Source organism: Streptomyces hawaiiensis, assembly GCF_004803895.1.
Taxonomy (GTDB): Bacteria; Actinomycetota; Actinomycetes; order Streptomycetales; family Streptomycetaceae; genus Streptomyces; species Streptomyces hawaiiensis.
This window is the reverse complement of the sequence record NZ_CP021978.1, coordinates 3,311,736-3,329,771: the sequence shown is the minus strand read 5'-3', so window position 1 is coordinate 3,329,771 and position 18,036 is coordinate 3,311,736. Positions and strand designations below refer to the sequence as shown.

General features: G+C 72.6%; 16 protein-coding genes. 9 read left to right on the top strand and 7 right to left on the bottom strand.

The genetic code is table 11. The annotated features are described in order from the left end of the window. Positions 1-12: 12 nt before the first annotated feature. Genes CEB94_RS15230 through CEB94_RS15215 form a run of 4 tightly spaced genes read right to left on the bottom strand, consistent with a single transcriptional unit; the run spans position 13 to position 4,985 of the window. Positions 13-1,347, bottom strand: a complete 1,335-nt coding sequence (locus tag CEB94_RS15230; protein ID WP_175432748.1) for an AAA domain-containing protein — start codon at positions 1,345-1,347, stop codon at positions 13-15. Further along, the gene (locus tag CEB94_RS15225) at positions 1,344-2,936 is read right to left on the bottom strand and encodes a hypothetical protein (protein ID WP_175432747.1); all 1,593 of its coding nucleotides are present in this window, start codon (positions 2,934-2,936) and stop codon (positions 1,344-1,346) included. Before CEB94_RS15225 ends, CEB94_RS15230 begins: the two co-directional genes overlap by 4 nt. Continuing rightward, positions 2,927-4,081 (bottom strand): hypothetical protein, encoded by a 1,155-nt coding sequence (locus CEB94_RS15220; RefSeq protein ID WP_175437010.1) that lies wholly within the window; start codon positions 4,079-4,081, stop codon positions 2,927-2,929. Before CEB94_RS15220 ends, CEB94_RS15225 begins: the two co-directional genes overlap by 10 nt. Next, positions 4,032-4,985, bottom strand: coding sequence for a phosphatase PAP2 family protein (locus tag CEB94_RS15215; protein ID WP_175432746.1), 954 nt, complete (start codon positions 4,983-4,985; stop codon positions 4,032-4,034). Before CEB94_RS15215 ends, CEB94_RS15220 begins: the two co-directional genes overlap by 50 nt. A 183-nt stretch (positions 4,986-5,168) precedes the next feature. Between CEB94_RS15215 and CEB94_RS15210 the strand changes: the two genes are divergently transcribed. After that, complete coding sequence (locus CEB94_RS15210) at positions 5,169-5,762, top strand: histidine phosphatase family protein (protein WP_175432745.1); 594 nt, start codon at positions 5,169-5,171, stop codon at positions 5,760-5,762. A gap of 101 nt (positions 5,763-5,863) precedes the next feature. Here CEB94_RS15210 and CEB94_RS15205 read toward each other — a convergent pair whose 3' ends face one another. Next, positions 5,864-7,315, bottom strand: coding sequence for an NsdA family TPR-like regulatory protein (locus CEB94_RS15205; protein ID WP_175432744.1), 1,452 nt, complete (start codon positions 7,313-7,315; stop codon positions 5,864-5,866). 298 nt (positions 7,316-7,613) lie between these two features. On the opposite strand from CEB94_RS15205, the gene CEB94_RS15200 reads away from it, so the two are divergent. Beyond that, entirely contained in the window at positions 7,614-8,009 is a 396-nt protein-coding gene (locus CEB94_RS15200; protein WP_175432743.1) for a hypothetical protein, read from the top strand. A gap of 83 nt (positions 8,010-8,092) precedes the next feature. Continuing rightward, positions 8,093-8,965 (top strand): spermidine synthase, encoded by an 873-nt coding sequence (locus tag CEB94_RS15195; protein WP_175432742.1) that lies wholly within the window; start codon positions 8,093-8,095, stop codon positions 8,963-8,965. Between the two features lie 13 nt (positions 8,966-8,978). On the opposite strand, the gene CEB94_RS15190 is transcribed toward CEB94_RS15195, so the two are convergent. Then, positions 8,979-9,491 carry a hypothetical protein gene (locus tag CEB94_RS15190; protein WP_175432741.1) on the bottom strand — a complete coding sequence of 171 codons (513 nt, stop codon included), beginning with the start codon at positions 9,489-9,491 and terminating at the stop codon, positions 8,979-8,981. Positions 9,492-9,621: 130 nt separating this feature from the next. Here CEB94_RS15190 and CEB94_RS15185 point away from each other — a divergent pair, with 130 nt between their 5' ends. The 6 genes from CEB94_RS15185 to CEB94_RS15160 all read left to right on the top strand — a co-directional run bounded on the left by CEB94_RS15185 (position 9,622) and on the right by CEB94_RS15160 (position 16,463). Then, complete coding sequence (locus tag CEB94_RS15185; RefSeq protein WP_175432740.1) at positions 9,622-10,326, top strand: response regulator transcription factor; 705 nt, start codon at positions 9,622-9,624, stop codon at positions 10,324-10,326. Continuing rightward, complete coding sequence (locus CEB94_RS15180) at positions 10,323-11,720, top strand: sensor histidine kinase (protein WP_175432739.1); 1,398 nt, start codon at positions 10,323-10,325, stop codon at positions 11,718-11,720. Before CEB94_RS15185 ends, CEB94_RS15180 begins: the two co-directional genes overlap by 4 nt. Before the next feature lie 187 nt (positions 11,721-11,907). Beyond that, on the top strand, positions 11,908-13,221 hold the full coding sequence (locus tag CEB94_RS15175) for an ABC transporter substrate-binding protein (protein WP_175432738.1): 1,314 nt from the start codon (positions 11,908-11,910) through the stop codon (positions 13,219-13,221). A gap of 31 nt (positions 13,222-13,252) precedes the next feature. Then, on the top strand, positions 13,253-14,236 hold the full coding sequence (locus CEB94_RS15170; protein WP_175432737.1) for a carbohydrate ABC transporter permease: 984 nt from the start codon (positions 13,253-13,255) through the stop codon (positions 14,234-14,236). Continuing rightward, positions 14,233-15,120 (top strand): carbohydrate ABC transporter permease, encoded by an 888-nt coding sequence (locus CEB94_RS15165; protein WP_175432736.1) that lies wholly within the window; start codon positions 14,233-14,235, stop codon positions 15,118-15,120. Before CEB94_RS15170 ends, CEB94_RS15165 begins: the two co-directional genes overlap by 4 nt. A 26-nt stretch (positions 15,121-15,146) precedes the next feature. Further along, positions 15,147-16,463, top strand: coding sequence for a glycoside hydrolase family 36 protein (locus tag CEB94_RS15160; RefSeq protein WP_175432735.1), 1,317 nt, complete (start codon positions 15,147-15,149; stop codon positions 16,461-16,463). 54 nt (positions 16,464-16,517) lie between these two features. Here CEB94_RS15160 and CEB94_RS15155 read toward each other — a convergent pair whose 3' ends face one another. Further along, positions 16,518-17,954: a GH1 family beta-glucosidase gene (locus tag CEB94_RS15155; RefSeq protein ID WP_175432734.1), complete on the bottom strand. Its 1,437-nt coding sequence runs from the start codon at positions 17,952-17,954 to the stop codon at positions 16,518-16,520. Between the last annotated feature and the right edge of the window lie 82 nt (positions 17,955-18,036).

The following is an 18,036-nucleotide window of genomic DNA, read 5'->3' as shown; positions in this document are numbered from 1 at the left end:
TTGTGGTGCCGGTCATGCTGGCCATGCCACCCGGTGCTCCGCCAGATGGGCCAGCACCGCGTGATTCGCCTCCCACCCGTCCGGAAACTTCACCACCGTCCCCAGCTGCACCGGCTCCGTCGACGGATAGTCGTCCAGGAGGTCGGTCACCCCCGCTCGGCAGACCACGATGCAGGCGTGCCGGTGGCGGGAGGCCAGGACGCAGAGGCGGCCCGTCTCCAGGTGGAAGGCCGTGGCGTCGGGGCGGCCGGAGAGGGGGTGGAGGACCACCGTGACGTCGTACTCGCGGCCCTGCAGCCGGTTCGCCGTGTCCACGACCACGTCGGTGACGCCGAGGGTGGCCAGGGCCGCGCGGATCGCGGCCGCCTGGTCCCGGTGGGCCGTCCCGACGGCGATCCGGTCGGCGGTGAGGGGGGAGGGGACGGGAGAGCGCTCCGAGGTGGCCGCGCCCGCCCGGTCCAGCAGGCGCCGCACGACCGTCGCCACCGCGCGGACCGCCTCCGGGTCCGTGCGCGGCGTGTGCCGGGCGGGCAGTTCCAGCAGGCCCCAGCCCGACTCGGCCGCCTCGTCGATCACCCGGTCGGGGCCCGAGCCGTCCGACGGCACGCCGAAGGCCAGGGTCCGCTCGCCCGGGCCGGTGCCGCTGCGGAACGGCGTGTACGGGTAGAACGCGTCCGAGACCAGGGGCGCCGCGGAGGCCGGGAGCCGCCAGGAGACCGGCAGGCGGTGCTGGGGCAGGTCCGGGTTGTGCGCGAGCAGGGTCGTCACCGCCGAGGCCGACGGGTCGTACGTCAGGCCCGCCCACTGCTCGCTGCCCACGATCGCGAACGGGTCGAGCTGCCCCGGGTCACCCACGAACAGCGCCCGCTCGAACAGCCCGGCCACCGCGAGCAGCGCGTCCGAGCGCATCTGGTACGCCTCGTCGACGATCGCGTGCCGCCACGGCTCGTCGACCTTGACGTGCGCCCACTTCGCCGCCGTCGAGATCACCACGGCCAGCCCGGCGAGGTCGCCCGCCTTGGCCGACTTGCGTACGTTCGGCAGGTCGTCGAGCGCCTTGTCGTACGGGTCGGAGTCGCTGCTGTGCAGCCGGCCCACCGGCAGCTCGGGGTTCTTCCCGGCGAGCCGCAGGACCAGGTCGTCGACCTGGGCGTTGGTCTGCGCGACCACCATCAGCGGGTGGCCCGCCTCCGCCAGTTCCAGCGCCGCGCGGACCACCAGTGTGGACTTGCCCGCGCCCGGCGGGGAGTCCACGACGACACCGCGCGCGGTGCCGTGCAGCGTGTCGTGCAGGATCGCGTCGGTGGCCCGGGCCGCGGCGGCCGAGGGGTCGAACACCGTGGTCACAGCACATCCTCCGCGGTCACCGGGTCGGCGGCCTCCAGGGCCGCCTCACCGGGCGGCCCGCCGTGCGTCCACGGCGTCTCCTCCGGGTCGGGCAGCTTCGCGCCGCCCCGCTGCTCGTGCTCGAAGAGCGTGAAGCAGACCCGGTCGCCCTTCTCCGGCACCGAGCCCGGCTCGGGCTCCTTGCCGCGGCCCATCTTGTCGAGGACCCGCAGCACGACGTACGCGCCGTCCTCCTCGTCCGCGACGAACTCGGCCGACTGCGGCTTCCCGCCCAGCGACCGGTACACCTTCGTCCGCTCGCCGAGCTGCGGCCGGTCGTCCGTGCGCACCGTCACCAGGGGGCGGGGGCTCGGCCGCTTGCCGTCGCTGTACGCCATCACGACATCGGTGACCTCGCCCGCGAACGCCTCCCCGGACAGCCGCCGTCCCGCCATCACCAGCGGGTCGTCGAGGGCCTCCTGAGCCTCCAGCCGGGCCTGTTCGCGCTCGCGTGTGGCGAGCTTGTTCGCCGCGGTGACCGCGTCGTCGCGGCGCGGCTGCGGGGGCTCGCCTGCCAGCACCCGGTCGCGGTGGCCGGTGAACGACCAGCGGTCGCGCGTCCACCGCTCCTCGGCCCGCGCGCCCTCGGGCAGCTCCCGCAGCAGGTCCAGGCCCCGCCAGACCGCGTCCCAGGTGGGCCGGGTGCGGCTGAGCACCAGGTCGCGGACCTCCCGCTCGGCGGCGGTCAGCGCACCGAGCCGGTCGTCGGCCTCCAGGCCGTCCTCGGCGGCGGCGAGGGCGGTGCGGGCACGGTCGTAGCGCTCGATGGCCGGGGCGAGCAGCTTGTTGTCGAACGCCGGGTCGGTGGCCGGACCGGCCGGCGGGCACGTCAGCTGGCCCTGCGCGTCCCGCTCCAGTTCGGCCCGCAGCGCGGCCTCGGCGCCGGTTTCACCCTCCGGCGGGTCGATCCAGGCGAGCAGCGCCCCCAGGTGCTGGTCCTCCAGGGTGGACTGCCCGGTCACCCAGTGCCGGCCCAGCACATCGGTCATCGCCAGCAGCAGTGAGGAGCCGGGCACCCGGGCCCGCTCCCCGAAGTGCGTCAGCCACCGCCCGAGCAGCGGCACCCGGGGCGGCGCCGGATAGGGGGTCTCCGGATCCTGCTCCGCCGTACGCCGGAACCGCGTCGAACGCCCCAGCAGCCGCACCAGGTCGATGCCCGCCCGGCTCGGCACGATCAGCTGCGGCGCGTCCGCGCACAGGTCGACCTCGACCTTGACGCGCTTGCCGGTCTCCGGATCGGTCTCGGTGCGCTCGGCGGGCTCCACGGCCTCGGCGTAGGAGTCGACGTACGGCAGCACGACGTCGGCCAGCTCGGCCAGGAACGCGAACCTCAGGTCACGGTCGCGGGGCTGCGGGACGGCCAGCAGACGCGGCGCGTCCCGGTCGGTGCCGACCAGCGCCCCGAGCGGGGCGCCGGCCTCACCGGCGGTGGTCAGCGGCACGAACACCAGCGGCCGGTCGCCGAGATGCCGGTGCCGGACGGTGGCGGCGGGCTGGGCGCGGCCCGTGCTGACGGCTTCGAGGCGGGCCAGGGTGGAGATCAGCGACACGCCGCCTCCAGTGCCTCGGCGCGCAGGGCGGCAGCCCGTCGCAGGGCCGCCACGGCCGGGTCGTCGGGATCGCCCGCCTCGCCGCGCGCGGCCGCGAGGACCTCCTCCACGGTCGTCAGACCGCCGAGCTCCGCCCGGACCGGGCGCCCGAGCGAGGTCACCGCTCCCGCCTGGCGGGAGCGGGTCCGGCAGTGGAAGGCCAGCTCGCACGCGGACAGGCACTCGGGCGCGTACGTCGCCGGCACCGACTCCACGGCCGCCGTCAGCTCCTCGGCGGGCAGCTCCGGCGAGAAACACGTGCCCTCGGGCAGCTCGGCGGCGATGTCCTCGATGCGGGTCAGCCGGGCGAGCTGGCGGGCCGTCACCGCCCGCTGCTTGCGGATGTCGACGGCGGACGCGGCCGGCAGATTGGAGAAGTCCCTGGGGCAGACCAGCAGGATCCGGTGCCGCACGCGCGGGGCCGGGGCCCCGTCCGGGGCGCGCCCCTCCGGCTCCGCGCCGAGGCGTGCCGCGACCTCCTCCAGCGCCAGTACGTACACCGCCGCCTGCCGGGCCGCCGCCCCGACCTTCGCCGGGTCCGCCGAACCGTCCAGCAGCGGGAACGACTTGATCTCCACCACCGTCCAGCTGCCGTCCGGGTGCACCACCACCGCGTCCGGCTCCAGGAACGCGGGGGAGCCCGCGACGTCCAGCGCGAGCATCGGATGGTCGAGCAGCGTCCACGCGCCCGGATGCGCGGCGGCTTCCCGCAGCTCCAGCTCCGTACGGGCCGTGCGCCCCTGGGGGCCGGTCGCCGTCAGGTCCGGCACGCGCGCCTCTGCGGGCGGTTCGGCGGATCGGTCGAGCTTCTCGTGCACCAGCCGCAGCAGCTCCGCGCCGCCGTCGGCCTTGACCTTCGCCTCGAAGGCGTTGCCCCGGGTGAGCGCGAACTGCGACTGCCCGAAGGCCGACGGCGAGCCCAGCGCGCTCGCCAGCGCCGCCTTGTTCACCCCGGCGCCGTCGAGGATCGCGCGCCGCTCACAACCGGGGTTGGCGGCCAGCGCCGCCAGAGCGCGCGCGTCCAGTGCCTTCGCGGGTACGTCGGGGCCGCGCAGCTCAGCGAGCCGCTGCCGGAGCGCCGTCCCCCGCGTCCTTGGGGGAGGCACCCGGCTCGGCTCCCGCTCCGAGCCGCGACTCGCGCTGCCGTGGAATTCGCTCACCCGCGGAAGTCTGGCATCCGGCACTGACAATCGAGGAACCCGCGGCGGAAGAGTCCACCGCGACTGGTGCGGTCTGCCGCACGAACCGTGCCTTGACCCCGTCCGCGGCGCGCGTCACGAACGGCGCCAGCAGCAGCCCGACGCCCATGACGGCCGCGCCCGCTGCCGCGTCGAGGAAGTAGTGGTTGGCGGTGCCCATGACCACGATCGTCGTGATCAGGGGGTAGGCGACACCGGCCGTCTTCGCCGCGCGCGTACCGCCGTGGCGCCACAGCATCACGCCGCACCACAGGGCCCAGCCCACGTGCAGACTCGGCATGGCCGCGTACTGGTTGGTCATGTCCCCCATGCCACGCGGGGCGCTCGCGGCACCACCCCACCAGCCGTACGAGCTGTACTGCGCCATCGTGTCCACGAAGCCGTGGCTCGCGTCGAGGAGCCGGGGCGGGCAGGTCGGCAGCAGTGTGAAGCCGATCAGGCCGATGAGGGTGGACGTCATCAGCCAGGTGCGCGCGGCGCGGTAGCGCACGGCCCGGGACCGGAAGAGCCACACCAGGACGGCCGGCGTGACCAGGTAGTGCAGCGAGGCGTACCAGAAGTCGGCGGGTATGCCTATCCAGGCCTCGCGCGTGAAGAGGCGGTTCAGCGGATGCTCGAAGTTGAGATACAGCGCCTTCTCGAAGCGCAGGATCGTCAGACCGTGGTCGACGGCGCCGGAGACGTCGCCGCGGGCGAGGAGCCGGCCGGCCGAGTAGCACGCGTACACCAGCAGGATCAGCGGCAGCTCGGTCCACCAGCGCAGCCTGGGCGTGGGGGCCGCCTCGGTGCCCGGTGTCTCGGTATGCGGCATCCGATCGTCCTCCCCCTTCGTCTTCACGCGTAGCCCGGTCGGCCGTGCCACTTTACGGCGTGTGCGCGCTCCCCAGGGGCGCCTCCGGACCTCAAAGACGCAGAGATCGCCCCCCGGGTTGCCCGCAGTGGGCGTGCGCGATGATGGAGGAGTTCCCCTGGCGTATTTCCGGAAAGGTTCCCCATGGCCGCGCGCATCCTGCTGGCCCGCCACGGACAGACCGAGTGGTCCCTGTCCGGCAAGCACACGGGCAGGACGGACGTGCCGCTCCTGGAGGAGGGCCGGCGCGGCGCCAAGCAGCTCGGCGAGCGCCTGCACCGGGCGCCGTACGAGGGCCTGGCCGGTGTCGAGGTGCGCACCAGCCCGCTGGCACGCGCGCGTGAGACCTGCGAACTGGCCGGCTTCGGCGACCGCGCGCGGACCTGGGACGCGCTGCTGGAGTGGGACTACGGGACGTACGAGGGCATGACCCCCGCGGACATCCAGGCCGTCCGGCCCGGCTGGCTGATCTGGCGCGACGGCGTCCCGGGCGGGGAGACGCTCGCCGAGGTCACGGCCCGGGCCGACGAAGTGGTCTCCTGGGCCCGCTCCGAGGACCGCGACGTCCTGGTCTTCGCCCACGGGCACATCCTGCGCTCCATCGGGGCGCGCTGGCTCGGCCTCCCGATCGACTTCGCGGCCCGGATACGGCTGAACCCGACGTCGCTGTCGGTGCTGGGCTGGGCCTACGGGGAGCCGGCGATCGAGAGCTGGAACGACCTGGGGCACCTCGCCTAGCGTGCCGGTCGCTTGGCAGGCGTGATTTTCGCTGCCGGCCCTCAGGCCATGCGCGGCGCCGAGGCGTGCCTCTCCAGGAACGCCGACACCGCTGCCGGCCCTCAGGCCATGCGCGGCGCCGAGGCGTGCCTCTCCAGGAACGCCGACACCCCGGAGGCCCTGCGATGCGGCAGCAGCACCCGCGCCGTCGCCGCCAGCATGGTCTGGACGCGGGACGACTGGACCTCCTCCAGCAGATCCAGCACCCGCGTCCCCGCCACCGCCGCCTCGTCCGGCCGGCCACCGCGCGCGAGGTCGTCCGCCAGCTCCGCCGTGTACAGGGCGATGTTCCGCGTGAAGTGCGGATCCTGCAGCTCGGCCGCCCGGCGCGCGTGCCGGGCCGCCCGGGGCCAGTCACCGAGCGTGGACCAGCACTGCGCCTCCAGCCCCTCCAGTTCGGCCTCCCCGTAGAAGCTCATCCACTCGGGGTCGGCGTCCGAGGGGCCCCGTTCGAAGTAGGCCTGCGCCCGGGCCAGTGCCTGCTCGCAGCCGACGCGGTCGGCGAGCCCTGCCCAGCCGCCCGCCTCGCGCAGCGCGAGCAGCGACATCAGCCGGGCCGAGCCCACGGGCCGGGCGACGCGCTGAGCGGCCTGGGCCGCCCGGACCGCCTCGCGCGGCCGGCCCGCGTCGCGCGCGAGGAACGCGGTGTTGCAGAAGGCGTGCGCCTCCAGGCCCGGGTCCCCGGTCATCCGGGCGGTCGCCAGCGCCTCCGCGTAATGGGAGCGGGCGTCGTCGAAGCGCCCCGAATCGTGGGCCAGCCAGCCCACGGAGATGGCCAGTTCACCGGCGCCCGAGTAGAGCCGGTCGGCCGTCTTCTGCCGGGTCGTGCCGGCGTCCAGCAGGGCGTAGGCGGCGCGCAGCGGGGCGGCAGCGCGACGATAGAGGCCGTCGGCCCCGTGCCGGTCGTCGAGCAGCCGGATCCGGCGGACGGCTTCTTCCAGGGCACCCGCGTCGCTCGCCCCGACGCGGTGCACGGGGCGCTGTGCCGCCGCGGCGTCGAGGGCGAGGCCGACAGGCCCCAGTGAGGCGGCGGCCACCGTGGCGCCCCCGCCGGTCATGAACGCGCGACGTAGCACGTCGCTCTCCTCGTAGGTGTCGTGCGGGTGGTGCGGGTCGTACGGGTTCTGCGTTTCATACGGCTCGCACGCCCCGCTGGTCTCACTCGTGGCGTTCGCCGGGTTCGGGGTGTGCGTCAGGGGCGCGTCCTCGATGTCGCGCGCCCGGCGTCCGCGTACCGACGAGCGGGGCGCGAAACCCAGGTCGGTGAGTGTGCGGCCTGGGAACATGTGCAGAAACACCCGTTCGTACGCGTAGTTGGGGCAGCGGATCTCGCCCGCCTCGACCCGGCCGATGTACCGCGCGTCACAGCTGACCTGCTCGCCGATCTCGAGCCCGGCCCGGCGGATCGCCGCGGCGAACTCGGCCGGCGAGCGCTGTCCGCGCAGTCGCCGGAAGGCGAGGTTCGGCCGTGGCGGCCGGTTGGGTTGAGACGAGGTCAGCGTTGACGCCGCCATGGCCGGGTCCTCCCGTGCGAACCGTCGAACCATGCCGGATTCGAGGTGACTTGGTGCGAGCTGTCCGCATGGTCTGTCCCGTGTCCGGCGGGCAAGAACGTACCTGCTGTGATGGAGCCGCCACGCTGGGTTTGGCTACAAACCGGATATCTCATCCGTGATCTGCCATGAAGTGCCATCCTTTGCGGCTGACTTCCGCCGTAGCCGTTGACGGACTGCCGCGTTGATCCCTGCGGACCGGGAGGCCCCCGACTCCCGACCGCTCGTCCAAGCAGGGGTTTTCGTGGTGGAGGCCGGGATGGAGACCAGCCGGATCAACGATCCTCGTACGCCGTCGTGTGCGCCGGCGGCCGGCTGCGATGTGGTGACGGTGCCCGCGCGGCAGGGGCTGGAGGCGGTCGACATCCTGCGGCGCGGACCGGGGGACGCGGTGGGACCCGTACTGCACGACGACGGCGGCGGCACCCTGGGCTTCCTGGTGCCCCCGGGGACGGCCGCCGCGTGGGACATGCCGGGCAGCACCTGCACGGAGACCGGCGGGCGCGGACTGGCCCTGGCGCCCGAACCTCCCCTGGCGGGCTCGGACTGGCTGCTGCCGCCCGGCGAGGCGGACCTCGCGACCGACCCCGCGGTGCTGCGCGAGGCGCTGGGGGAGGCCGCCCGGATGATCAAGGCGGCGGACAGCTGCCGCTGAGGCGCCCCGGATGCCGGGCCGCCGGTGCGTACGCCCTGCTTATGCGTACGCCCTGCTTAGCGGACCGCCCTGATAATGAGCTCATGGGAAAGTCCAAGGGCGGCGGCCGGCGCAGACAGGCCGGTGTCGAGGCCGTCGTCGAGAGCGTCGACGGCGGGCTCGCCGAGCTGATCCCCGACCGCGAGCGGGCCCGGGCCTGGACCCTGGTGATCGACGGAGCCCCGCAGTCGCACGTCGACCTGGACGACCCGGCGTACCTGTCCTTCGAGTACCAGCGCCGCCTCGGCCACGTGATCGACCTCGCGGCCCCACCCGGCCGGCCCGTGCACGCCGTGCACCTCGGCGGCGGCGCCCTCACCCTCGCCCGCTACGTCGCCGCCACCCGGCCCCGCTCCACCCAGCAGGTCGTCGAACGGGACGGTGCCCTCGTCCAACTGGTCCGCCGCGAGCTGCCGTTGGATCCGAACGCGCGCATCCGGGTGCGCTCCACCGACGCCCGCGAGGGCCTCGCCAAGGTGCCGGACGGCTGGGCGGACCTGGTCATCACCGACGTGTTCAGCGGGGCCCGGACACCGGCCCACCTGACCTCGACCGAGTTCCTCGACGACGTGCGCAGGGCTCTCAAGCCCGGCGGTGTCTACGCCGCCAACCTCGCCGACGGACCGCCGCTGGCCCACCTGCGCGGCCAGATCGCCACCGCCGCCGCCCGCTTCGGGCAGCTCGCGCTGGTCGCGGATCCGGCGGTACTGCGCGGCAAGCGCTTCGGCAACGCCGTCCTGGTCGCCTCCGACCATCCCCTGCCCATCGCCGAACTGACCCGCCTCGCCGCCTCCGACCCGCACCCCGCCCGCGTCGAGCACGGCAGGACGCTCACGGACTTCACCGGCGGGGCCGCGCCCGTCACGGACCTCGCGGCGGTGGCATCGCCCGCGCCGCCCGCGTCGGTGTTCAGATGACCGCGAACGGCACTCAGTAGGTCCCGATCTCCACCCGGGGCGGGCCGTCGTGCCAGGTGCAGAACACCGACACCCGGTCCGCGCCCGAGGCGAACTCCACGCGGATCCACGACTCCGTCTTCCACACCTGCATCGACCAGCCCGCCCCGGGCGTCGCCGAGACGAGGGAGGCGGAGGCCGTCCCGAGGTCGAAGACCGCCCGGCCGCCGTCGGTGTCATAGCTCTTCACCCGGCCGGAGGCAGCGGGGGCGGTGCTGGGTGACGGTGTGGGGGCGGGGCTCGGTTTCACGGACGTGGTCGCCGCGGGAGTGCCCGGCTCCCGCCGCTTCGGCGGAGGCGTCCGCTCCGGCGGCGTGGCCAGTGCCTCGGGCTCCCGCGTGAACGCGTCGGCGGCCTTGATGGGCAGGGCGCGCGGCGGGTCGTAGGCCGTCCCCGCCATCACCGTGTGGACACCCCACCACGACAGCGTGACCGCCGCGCCCGTGGCGAGCAGCCAGGCCAGTACGTGTAGGAGTCCTCTGCGCATCGCGGGCCATACTGCCTCACGCGTCCCACGCGTTGTCCACAAACAGGGGCTCTGCGGGGCCCGTTGCCCAGTCGGGGAGTTTGTCCACAGGCCCGCACCCGGCTGTTCGAGATGTCGTACGGTGCGACGCATGGCAAGTGTGCTCGTGGTCGAGGACGACCAGTTCGTACGCTCGGCGCTGATCCGGCATCTGACCGACGCCTCGCACACCGTGCGCAGTGTCGGGACGGCGCTGGAGGCGCTGCGCGAGGTCGCCCATGTCCGCTTCGACGTGGTGATCCTGGACCTCGGGCTGCCCGATCTCGACGGGTCCGAGGCCCTGAAGATGCTGCGCGGGATCACGGACGTGCCGGTGATCGTCGCCACGGCACGGGACGACGAGACGGAGATCGTCCGGCTGCTGAACGCCGGGGCGGACGACTACCTGACCAAGCCGTTCTCGGTCGAGCACCTCTCGGCCCGCATGGCGGCCGTGCTGCGCCGTGCCCGCTCCGGCGCCGGAGCGGGGGAGCCGTCCCCCGTGATCCGGGTCGGCGGCCTGACCGTCGACCCGCTGCGCCGCCAGGCCGAGCTGGACGGCGCCCGGCTCGACCTCACCCGCCGCGAGTTCGACCTGCTCGCCTTCCTGGCCCGCAGGCCCGGCGTCGTCGTCCCCCGCAAGGAACTCCTCGCCGAGGTCTGGCAGCAGTCCTACGGCGACGACCAGACCATCGACGTCCATCTGTCCTGGCTGCGCAGGAAACTGGGCGAGACGGCGGCGAACCCGCGCTATCTGCACACCCTCCGGGGCGTCGGTGTGAAGCTCGAACCACCGGGGGCGGGGGCTCCGCGATGAGGTGGGCCCTGGTCAAGGTGTCGCTGGCGGTGACCACCATGGTCGTGCTCGCCTTCGCGGTGCCGCTCGGGCTCGTCATCCGCGAGATGGCCCGCGACCGTGCCTTCTCCAACGCCGAGCGGGAAGCCGCGGCCGTCGCCCCCGCCCTGTCCATCACCACCGACCGCGACCAGCTCGAGCGGGTCGTCGCCTCCGCCGGCTCCGACGCCGGGATGGCCGTGCACCTTCCGTCGGGCGACGGCCGGGAGGCCCTCGAACTCGGACGCAGGCGCGCCGCCGACGAGGACATCGCGGCCGTGCGGAAGCTGGGCCGGGCCTCCACCACCGGCGTCCCCGGCGGCTCGACGCTGCTCCAGCCGGTCGCGCTCAGCACCGGCAAGATCGCGGTCGTCGAGGTGTACGTGCCGGAGTCCGACGTCACCAAAGGCGTGGGCACGGCCTGGGCGGTGCTCGCCGCGGTCGGGGTGGCGCTGATCCTCGGCTCGGTCGCGGTCGCCGACCGGCTGGGCGTCCGCATGGTCCGGCCCGCCAAGCGCCTGGTCGAGGGGGCGCACGACCTGGGGGAGGGCCGGCTGGGCGCCCGTGTGCCCGAGGAGGGCCCGAGCGAACTGCGGCTCGCGGCGGTCGCCTTCAACGCGATGGCCGACCAGGTCGTCCAGCTCCTGGCGAACGAGCGGGAGCTGGCGGCCGACCTGTCCCACCGGCTGCGCACCCCCCTGACCGTGCTGCGGCTCAACACCGCCTCGCTCGGCGAGGGACCGGCCGCCGACCAGACCCGGACCGCGGTGGAGCAGCTGGAGCGCGAGGTCGACACCATCATCCGCACGGCCCGGGAGGCCAAGCCCCAGACGGCCGCCGCCGGTCCGGGCGCCGGATGCGACGCGGCCGAGGTGGTCCGGGAGCGGATGGCGTTCTGGTCCGCGCTCGCGGAGGACGAGGGCCGCAAGTGGCGGGTGGCCGGGGCCGACCGGCCGGTGCGCATACCCGTGGCCCGCCCCGACCTGGCCGCCGCGCTCGACGCGCTGCTCGGGAACGTCTTCCGGCACACCGCGGAGGGCACCGCCTTCGCGGTCGACGTGCACAACGGGGAGGACGCGGTGATCGTCCTCGTCTCCGACGCGGGTCCCGGCATACCCGACCCGGAGGCCGCGATGGCCCGGGGCCGCGGCTCCGGGAGCGACGGCTCGACCGGGCTCGGCCTGGACATCGTGCGCCGGCTCGCGGAGTCCACCGGCGGGGACGTACGGATCGGCTCCTCGGTGCTCGGCGGCACCGAGGTGCGGATCTGGATCCAGCTGGACGGCCGCGCTCCCGCGAGCAGCGGGCACCGGCAGCTGCGGCGCCGCCGCCCCGGCAGGCTCGCCGCCGTATACAACCGCGCCCGCTCGCACTGAGCGCTCCCTTGATGCCGTCTTCACGGGACGGTCACGTTTCGACAAATGAAGGGAACGGCTCTTGACGTATGACCGGACATGCGGCTGTCATTGCGCCACCGTGTTCGGTCAAGTTGATTTCTGGTCGATTGCGGCTGGAATTCACGCCACACCCTCGTGGCCGAACCCTGCCCTTCAGGAGCCGTCCATGCACGACCTCTCTCCCTCCGGTGTCTCCCTCCCCGCTCCCAGCCGCCGCACCGTGCTGCGCGGCGTGGGCGGCGCGGCTCTGCTCGGTGCCGGCATACCCCTGCTGAGCGCCTGCGGCGGCAGCGGTTCGTCCGCCGACCCGAAGACGGTCAGTCTCGGCTCCAACTCGTCCGACGCCGTGCCGAAGAAGGCGTTCGCGGAGATCTACGCCGCCTTCACCAAGAAGTCCGGCCTCAAGGTCGACGTGAACACCAAGGACCACAACACGTTCCAGGAGCAGATCAACTCCTACCTGCAGGGCACGCCCGACGACGTGTTCACCTGGTTCGCCGGCTACCGCATGCAGTTCTTCGCCTCGAAGAAGCTGGCCACGCCGATCGACGACGTGTGGCAGAAGATCGGCGGCAACTTCCCCGAGGCGATGCAGAAGCTCAGCAAGGGCGCGGACGGCAAGTACTACTTCGTGCCGCTGTACACGTACCCGTGGGCGGTGTTCTACCGCAAGAGCGTCTTCGCCCAGCGCGGCTACAAGGTCCCCACCACCTGGGACGACTTCACCGCCCTGTGCAAGCGGATGCAGAAGGACGGGCTGGTCCCGATCGCCTTCGGCGACAAGGACGCCTGGCCCGCGATGGGCACCTTCGACCAGATCAACTTCCGCACCAACGGCTACGACTTCCACGTCGAGCTGATGGCCGGCAAGGCCTCCTGGACCGACCCCAAGGTGCGCAAGGTCTTCGACCACTGGACGGAGCTCCTGCCCTACCACCAGGAGGGCGCGGTGGGCCGCACCTGGCAGGACGCGGCGCAGACGCTGGTGGCCAAGAAGGCCGGCATGTACCTGCTCGGCACCTTCGTCGGCCAGCAGTTCACCGACAAGGCCGACCTGGACGACCTGGACTTCTTCGCCTTCCCGGAGATCGACCCGCAGTTCGGGCAGGACACCGTCGAAGCACCGACCGACGGCTTCATGCTCTCCAAGGCCCCGAAGAACCACGACGGCGCCGTCAAGCTCCTGGAGTACCTGGGCACGCCCGAGGCCGAGCAGATCTACCTCAAGGCCGACTCCAGCGTGGTGGCCGCCTCCACCAAGGCCGACACCTCCTCCTACACCGCGCTGCAGAAGAAGTCCTACGAGATGATCTCCGGCGCGAAGAGCCTGACGCAGTTCATGGACCGCGACTCCCGCCCGGACTTCACCTCCACGGTGATGCAGCCGGCGCTGCAGAACTTCATCCGCAACCCGAAGAACATCGACAGCATCCTCTCGTCGATCGAACGCCAGAAGAAGACGATCTTCGCCTCCTCCTGACCGACCGGAGACTCGACGACTCGGATCTGACATGACTGCCACCCCCGCCAAGGCTCCGGAGCCGGCCGCCCCGCCGGCTCCGGGGCCCGGCCCCACGTCCCGACCCGCCAAGACCCCCCACGGACACCGGCGTCTGCTCACCCGCCGCGACCGCATCACGCTCGGCCTGATGGCGGGCGTGCCGACCATCCTGCACGTCACCCTGGTGTGGCTGACGGCCCTCGCCTCGATCGCCCTGGCCTTCACCACCTGGGACGGCATCGGCTTCGGCTCCATCAAGTGGGTCGGGCTGCAGAACTTCAGGGAACTGTTCACCAGCAACCCGCAGTTCTGGCCCGCCGTCGAGCACAACGTGATCTGGTTCGTGGTGCTCATCCTGCTGCCCACGCCCTTCGGCCTGTTCCTCGCCGTGCAGCTGGACAAGAAGATCCGCTTCAGCCGCGTCTACCAGACCGCGTTCTTCCTGCCGGTCGTGATGTCGCTGGCGGTCATCGGGTTCGTCTGGCAGCTGATCTACAACCCGGACACGGGCCTGATCAACAGCCTCATCGGCGCCAACAAGCCCGGCCACTACATCGACTGGATCGGCGACCCGGACCTGAACCTGTGGGCCGTGCTGGTCGCGGCCTCCTGGCGGCACGCCGGCTACATGATGATCCTCTACCTGGCCGGCCTCAAGGGCGTCGACCCTGCCCTGCGCGAGGCCTCCGCCCTGGACGGCGCCAGTGAGTGGCAGACGTTCAAGAACGTCATCTTCCCGACCCTGCGGCCCACCAACACCGTCGTCCTGGTCGTCACGATCATCGAGGCACTGCGCGCCTTCGACCTGGTCTTCGTCTTCAACAAGGGCGCCCAGGGCACCGAACTGCTGTCGATCCTGGTCACCAACAACATCATCGGCGAGTCCAGCCGCATCGGATACGGCTCCGCGATCGCCGTCGTCCTGCTGGTGATCTCGCTCGCGGTGATCATCCCGTACCTGATCGCCACCTTCCGGAAGGAGCGGCGCGCATGAGCACCCTGAGCGCCCCGCGCAAGCAGCGCACCCCGATCCGCCCCGCCCGGGTCCTGCTGCACACCTTCCTCGTCGTCACGGCGCTGGCCTGGCTCGCGCCCCTGCTGTGGGCCCTGCTCGCGGCGATGCGGCCGTATGCGGAGACCAGCGACAAGGGCTACGTCTCTTGGCCGGACAAGCTCACCTTCGACAACTTCACCAACGCCTTCCAGCAGTCCGACATGCTGCACTACTTCGGCAACACGCTGCTCATCGCGGTCCCGGCCGTGCTGCTGACACTGCTGCTGTCGTCGATGGTCGCCTTCTACGTCAGCCGCTTCGACTTCCGCGTCAACCTGTTCCTGCTGCTGGTGTTCACGGCGGGCAACCTGCTCCCGCAGCAGGTCATCATCACCCCGCTGTACCGCCTGTACCTGCTGATCGACCTGCCCGGCATCACCATGAGCGGCAAGCTCTACGACTCCGCGCTCGGCCTGGTCCTCATCCACGTCGCGTTCCAGTCCGGATTCTGCGCCTTCGTGCTGAGCAACTACATGCGCTCCCTGCCGCACGAGCTGACCGAGGCCGCCCTGGTCGACGGCGCTTCGGTCTGGCGGCTGTACTGGCAGATCGTGCTGCCGCTGTGCAAGCCCGCGATGGCCGCCCTCGCCACCCTGCTGTCCATCTGGATCTACAACGACTTCTTCTGGGCCATCGTCCTCATCTCCACCGGCGAGAACATGCCGATCACCTCGGCGCTGAACAACCTCTCCGGCCAGTACTTCACCGACCCCAACCTGGTCGCCGCCGGCGCCCTGCTCACCGCGATCCCGACCCTGATCGTGTACTTCGCGCTCCAGCGGCAGTTCGTCAGCGGCCTCACGCTGGGCGCCAACAAGGGCTGACGCCCGTTCCCCGAAAGAGAACCTCCGTGCACCACCCCTTCACCCCGGTCGCCTCCGTGCCGGTGAACCCGCGCAGGGCACGCGTCCACGAGGAGGGCTGGCAGTCCTGGAGCCCCAGCGGCGCCTACGCCCTGGACGCGGCGCCCCACCGCCCGGCCAACGCCAACTGGGCCACGGTCTGCTACCGCCCCGGGGTCACCGTCCCCGCCGGCACCTTCCAGGGCGAGGGCCTGCTCGCGCTCGACCCCGGCGACGGCTCACCGGTCCGGCTCTGGGCGGCGGCCGAGCCGACGCGTGAGGTGCCGTCGATCCGGCTGGCCACCGGGGACGGGCGGGTCGCCGAGATCAGCGCCGACGGCCCGGTGAAGGAGTGGACCGGCCCGGACATCCCGTCGGTCCTGGGCGACTGGGCCGCCGGCCTCGGCCTGGACGCCCCCCGTCCGGCACCGACCGTCTGGTGCTCCTGGTACGAGTACTTCACCGCCGTCACCGAGGACGACATCCACGAGAACCTCCGCGCGATGGACACCCTCGACCTGCCCGTCGACGTCGTCCAGATCGACGACGGCTACCAGCAGGCCCTCGGCGACTGGCTCACCCTCTCCGGCCGCTTCCGCTCCCGCGCGGCGATCGCCGAGAAGATCCGCTCCCGCGGCCGCCGCGCCGGCATCTGGACGGCCCCGTTCCTCGTCGACCCGGCGAGCGAGCTGGCCGCCGCGCACCCCGACTGGCTGGTCCGCGACACCACCGGCGGCTTCGCGCACGCCGGCCGCAACTGGGGCCACGACCTGCGCGTCCTGGACACCACCCACCCGGACGCGGCGGCGTACCTGACCGAGGTCTTCACGACCCTGCGCGCCGAAGGCTACGACTACTTCAAGACCGACTTCCTCTACGCGGGCGCCCTGGACGGCGTACGCCACGCGGACGCCGACGCCCTCACGGCCTACCGCGCCGGCATCGCCCTGATCCGCGAGGCTATCGGGGAGGACGCCTACCTCCTGGGGTGCGGCGCGCCCGTCCTGCCCTCCATCGGCCTGTTCGACGCGATGCGCGTCAGCCCCGACACGGCCCCCCACCGCCGCCCGGAGGCCGGTGACTACAGCCAACCCGGCCAGGACCCGGCCGAGTTCACGGGAGCGGCCCGCCAGTGGCAGCACCACCGCCTCTGGATCAACGACCCGGACTGCCTGATGGCCCGCCCGGCGGTCGAGACCCGCCAACAGTGGGCGGCGCACGTGGAGTCCACCGGGGGCCTCATGGCCTCCAGCGACCGCCTGCTGTCCCTGGACCAGTGGGGCGTGGAGACGACCCGCCGGCTCCTGTCGAGCAGCCACCGCTGAGGCGGAGCGGGGCGCGGCACTCCCCTAATCGTGCCGCGCCCCGTCCCCCGTCGGTCAGACCGCCTCGACCTCGGGCAGCGCCCCGGTCCGCGCCGCCCGGCCGTACCACAGGGCGCTCGTCTTCGGCGTGCGCTCCAGCGTCGCGTAGTCCACGTAGACCGCGCCGAAGCGCTTGCCGTAGCCGTACGACCACTCGAAGTTGTCCATCAGGGACCACAGGTAGTAGCCGCGGACGTCCGCGCCGTCGGCGATCGCCCGGCGGACCGCCGACAGGTGGCCGTGGAGGTAGGCCACCCGCTCCGGGTCGTGCACCCGGCCGTCGGAGTCGATCTTGTCGTCGTAGGCCGCGCCGTTCTCCGTGATGTACAGCGGCAGGCCGGGCGCCTCCCGGGTGTAGCGCATGATCAGCTCGTGCAGGCCGGTCGGGTCGATCGTCCAGCCCATCTCGGTGCGGTCGCCGGGCGTCTGGTGGAAGGCGACGTCGTCCGCGGCCGGCCACGGCGAGTGGTCGCTCGACCCGTGGCCGTCGGCGCGCGGCGCCTTCGCCGACGCGTCCGCCGCCGAGACCAGCGCGGGCGTGTAGTAGTTGAGGCCCAGCGCGTCCAGCGGCTGGTTGATCAGCGTCAGGTCGCCGTCGAGGACGTAGTCCCAGTCCGTCAGACCCGCCGTCGCCACGTACAGCGACTCCGGGTAGGCGCCGTGCAGCATCGGCCCGTGGAACACGCCGTTGGCCAGGTCGTCGATCCGCCGGGCCGCCGCCAGATCCGCCGGGTCCTGCGAAAGCGGCCGCACCACCGACGAGTTGAGGCTGACCGCCACCGTGTTGCGGGCCGGCATCACCGACCGCAGCGCGGACGCGCCCAGGCCGTGCGCCAGATTCAGATGGTGCGCCGCACGCAGCGAGGCCGCCGGGTCCGTACGGCCCGGGGCGTGCACCCCGGAGGCATAGCCAAGGAACGCGCTGCACCACGGCTCGTTGAGCGTGATCCACTGCTCCACCCGGTCGCCCAGCGCCTCACCGACGATCTGCGCGTACTCCGCGAACCGGTACGCCGTGTCGCGCTCGGGCCAGCCGCCCGCGTCCTCCAGCTCCTGCGGCAGGTCCCAGTGGTAGAGGGTGACGGCCGGCTTGATGTTCTTGGCCAGCAGCTCGTCCACCAGCCGCCGGTAGAAGTCCAGGCCCTTCTGCACGGCCGGGCCCCGGCCGGTCGGCTGCACCCGCGACCACGAGATGGAGAAGCGGTAGGCGCCCAGGCCCAGCTCCGCCATCAGCGCCACGTCGTCGCGGTAGCGGTGGTAGTGGTCGACAGCGATGTCACCGGTCTCGCCACCGGCCGTCTTGCCCGGCGTATGGCTGAAGGTGTCCCAGATCGACGGCGTACGGCCGTCCTCCCGCACCGCACCCTCGATCTGGTACGCGGACGTCGCCGCGCCCCACAGGAAGGCGGGCGGGAAGGTCACCGCAGTGGCCGGGTTCTCGGAGTCAGGCATGGAAGCGCTCCCAGGGGGGTCGTATGGACCGACGAGTGGAGGGGGGAGGGGAAAAGGGGCCGAGACGGCAATGGCTCGGCCC

What these genes read in the sequence shown, in the direction of transcription:
- CEB94_RS15185 (WP_175432740.1), top strand. Translation starts at nt 9,622, where the DNA reads ATGGCAAGTGTGCTCGTGGTCGAGGACGACCAGTTCGTACGCTCGGCG.
- CEB94_RS15165 (WP_175432736.1), top strand. Translation starts at nt 14,233, where the DNA reads ATGAGCACCCTGAGCGCCCCGCGCAAGCAGCGCACCCCGATCCGCCCC.
- CEB94_RS15170 (WP_175432737.1), top strand. Translation starts at nt 13,253, where the DNA reads ATGACTGCCACCCCCGCCAAGGCTCCGGAGCCGGCCGCCCCGCCGGCT.
- CEB94_RS15210 (WP_175432745.1), top strand. Translation starts at nt 5,169, where the DNA reads ATGGCCGCGCGCATCCTGCTGGCCCGCCACGGACAGACCGAGTGGTCC.
- CEB94_RS15155 (WP_175432734.1), bottom strand. Translation starts at nt 17,954, where the DNA reads ATGCCTGACTCCGAGAACCCGGCCACTGCGGTGACCTTCCCGCCCGCC.
- CEB94_RS15190 (WP_175432741.1), bottom strand. Translation starts at nt 9,491, where the DNA reads ATGCGCAGAGGACTCCTACACGTACTGGCCTGGCTGCTCGCCACGGGC.
- CEB94_RS15215 (WP_175432746.1), bottom strand. Translation starts at nt 4,985, where the DNA reads ATGCCGCATACCGAGACACCGGGCACCGAGGCGGCCCCCACGCCCAGG.
- CEB94_RS15205 (WP_175432744.1), bottom strand. Translation starts at nt 7,315, where the DNA reads ATGGCGGCGTCAACGCTGACCTCGTCTCAACCCAACCGGCCGCCACGG.
- CEB94_RS15175 (WP_175432738.1), top strand. Translation starts at nt 11,908, where the DNA reads ATGCACGACCTCTCTCCCTCCGGTGTCTCCCTCCCCGCTCCCAGCCGC.
- CEB94_RS15200 (WP_175432743.1), top strand. Translation starts at nt 7,614, where the DNA reads ATGGAGACCAGCCGGATCAACGATCCTCGTACGCCGTCGTGTGCGCCG.
- CEB94_RS15195 (WP_175432742.1), top strand. Translation starts at nt 8,093, where the DNA reads ATGGGAAAGTCCAAGGGCGGCGGCCGGCGCAGACAGGCCGGTGTCGAG.
- CEB94_RS15180 (WP_175432739.1), top strand. Translation starts at nt 10,323, where the DNA reads ATGAGGTGGGCCCTGGTCAAGGTGTCGCTGGCGGTGACCACCATGGTC.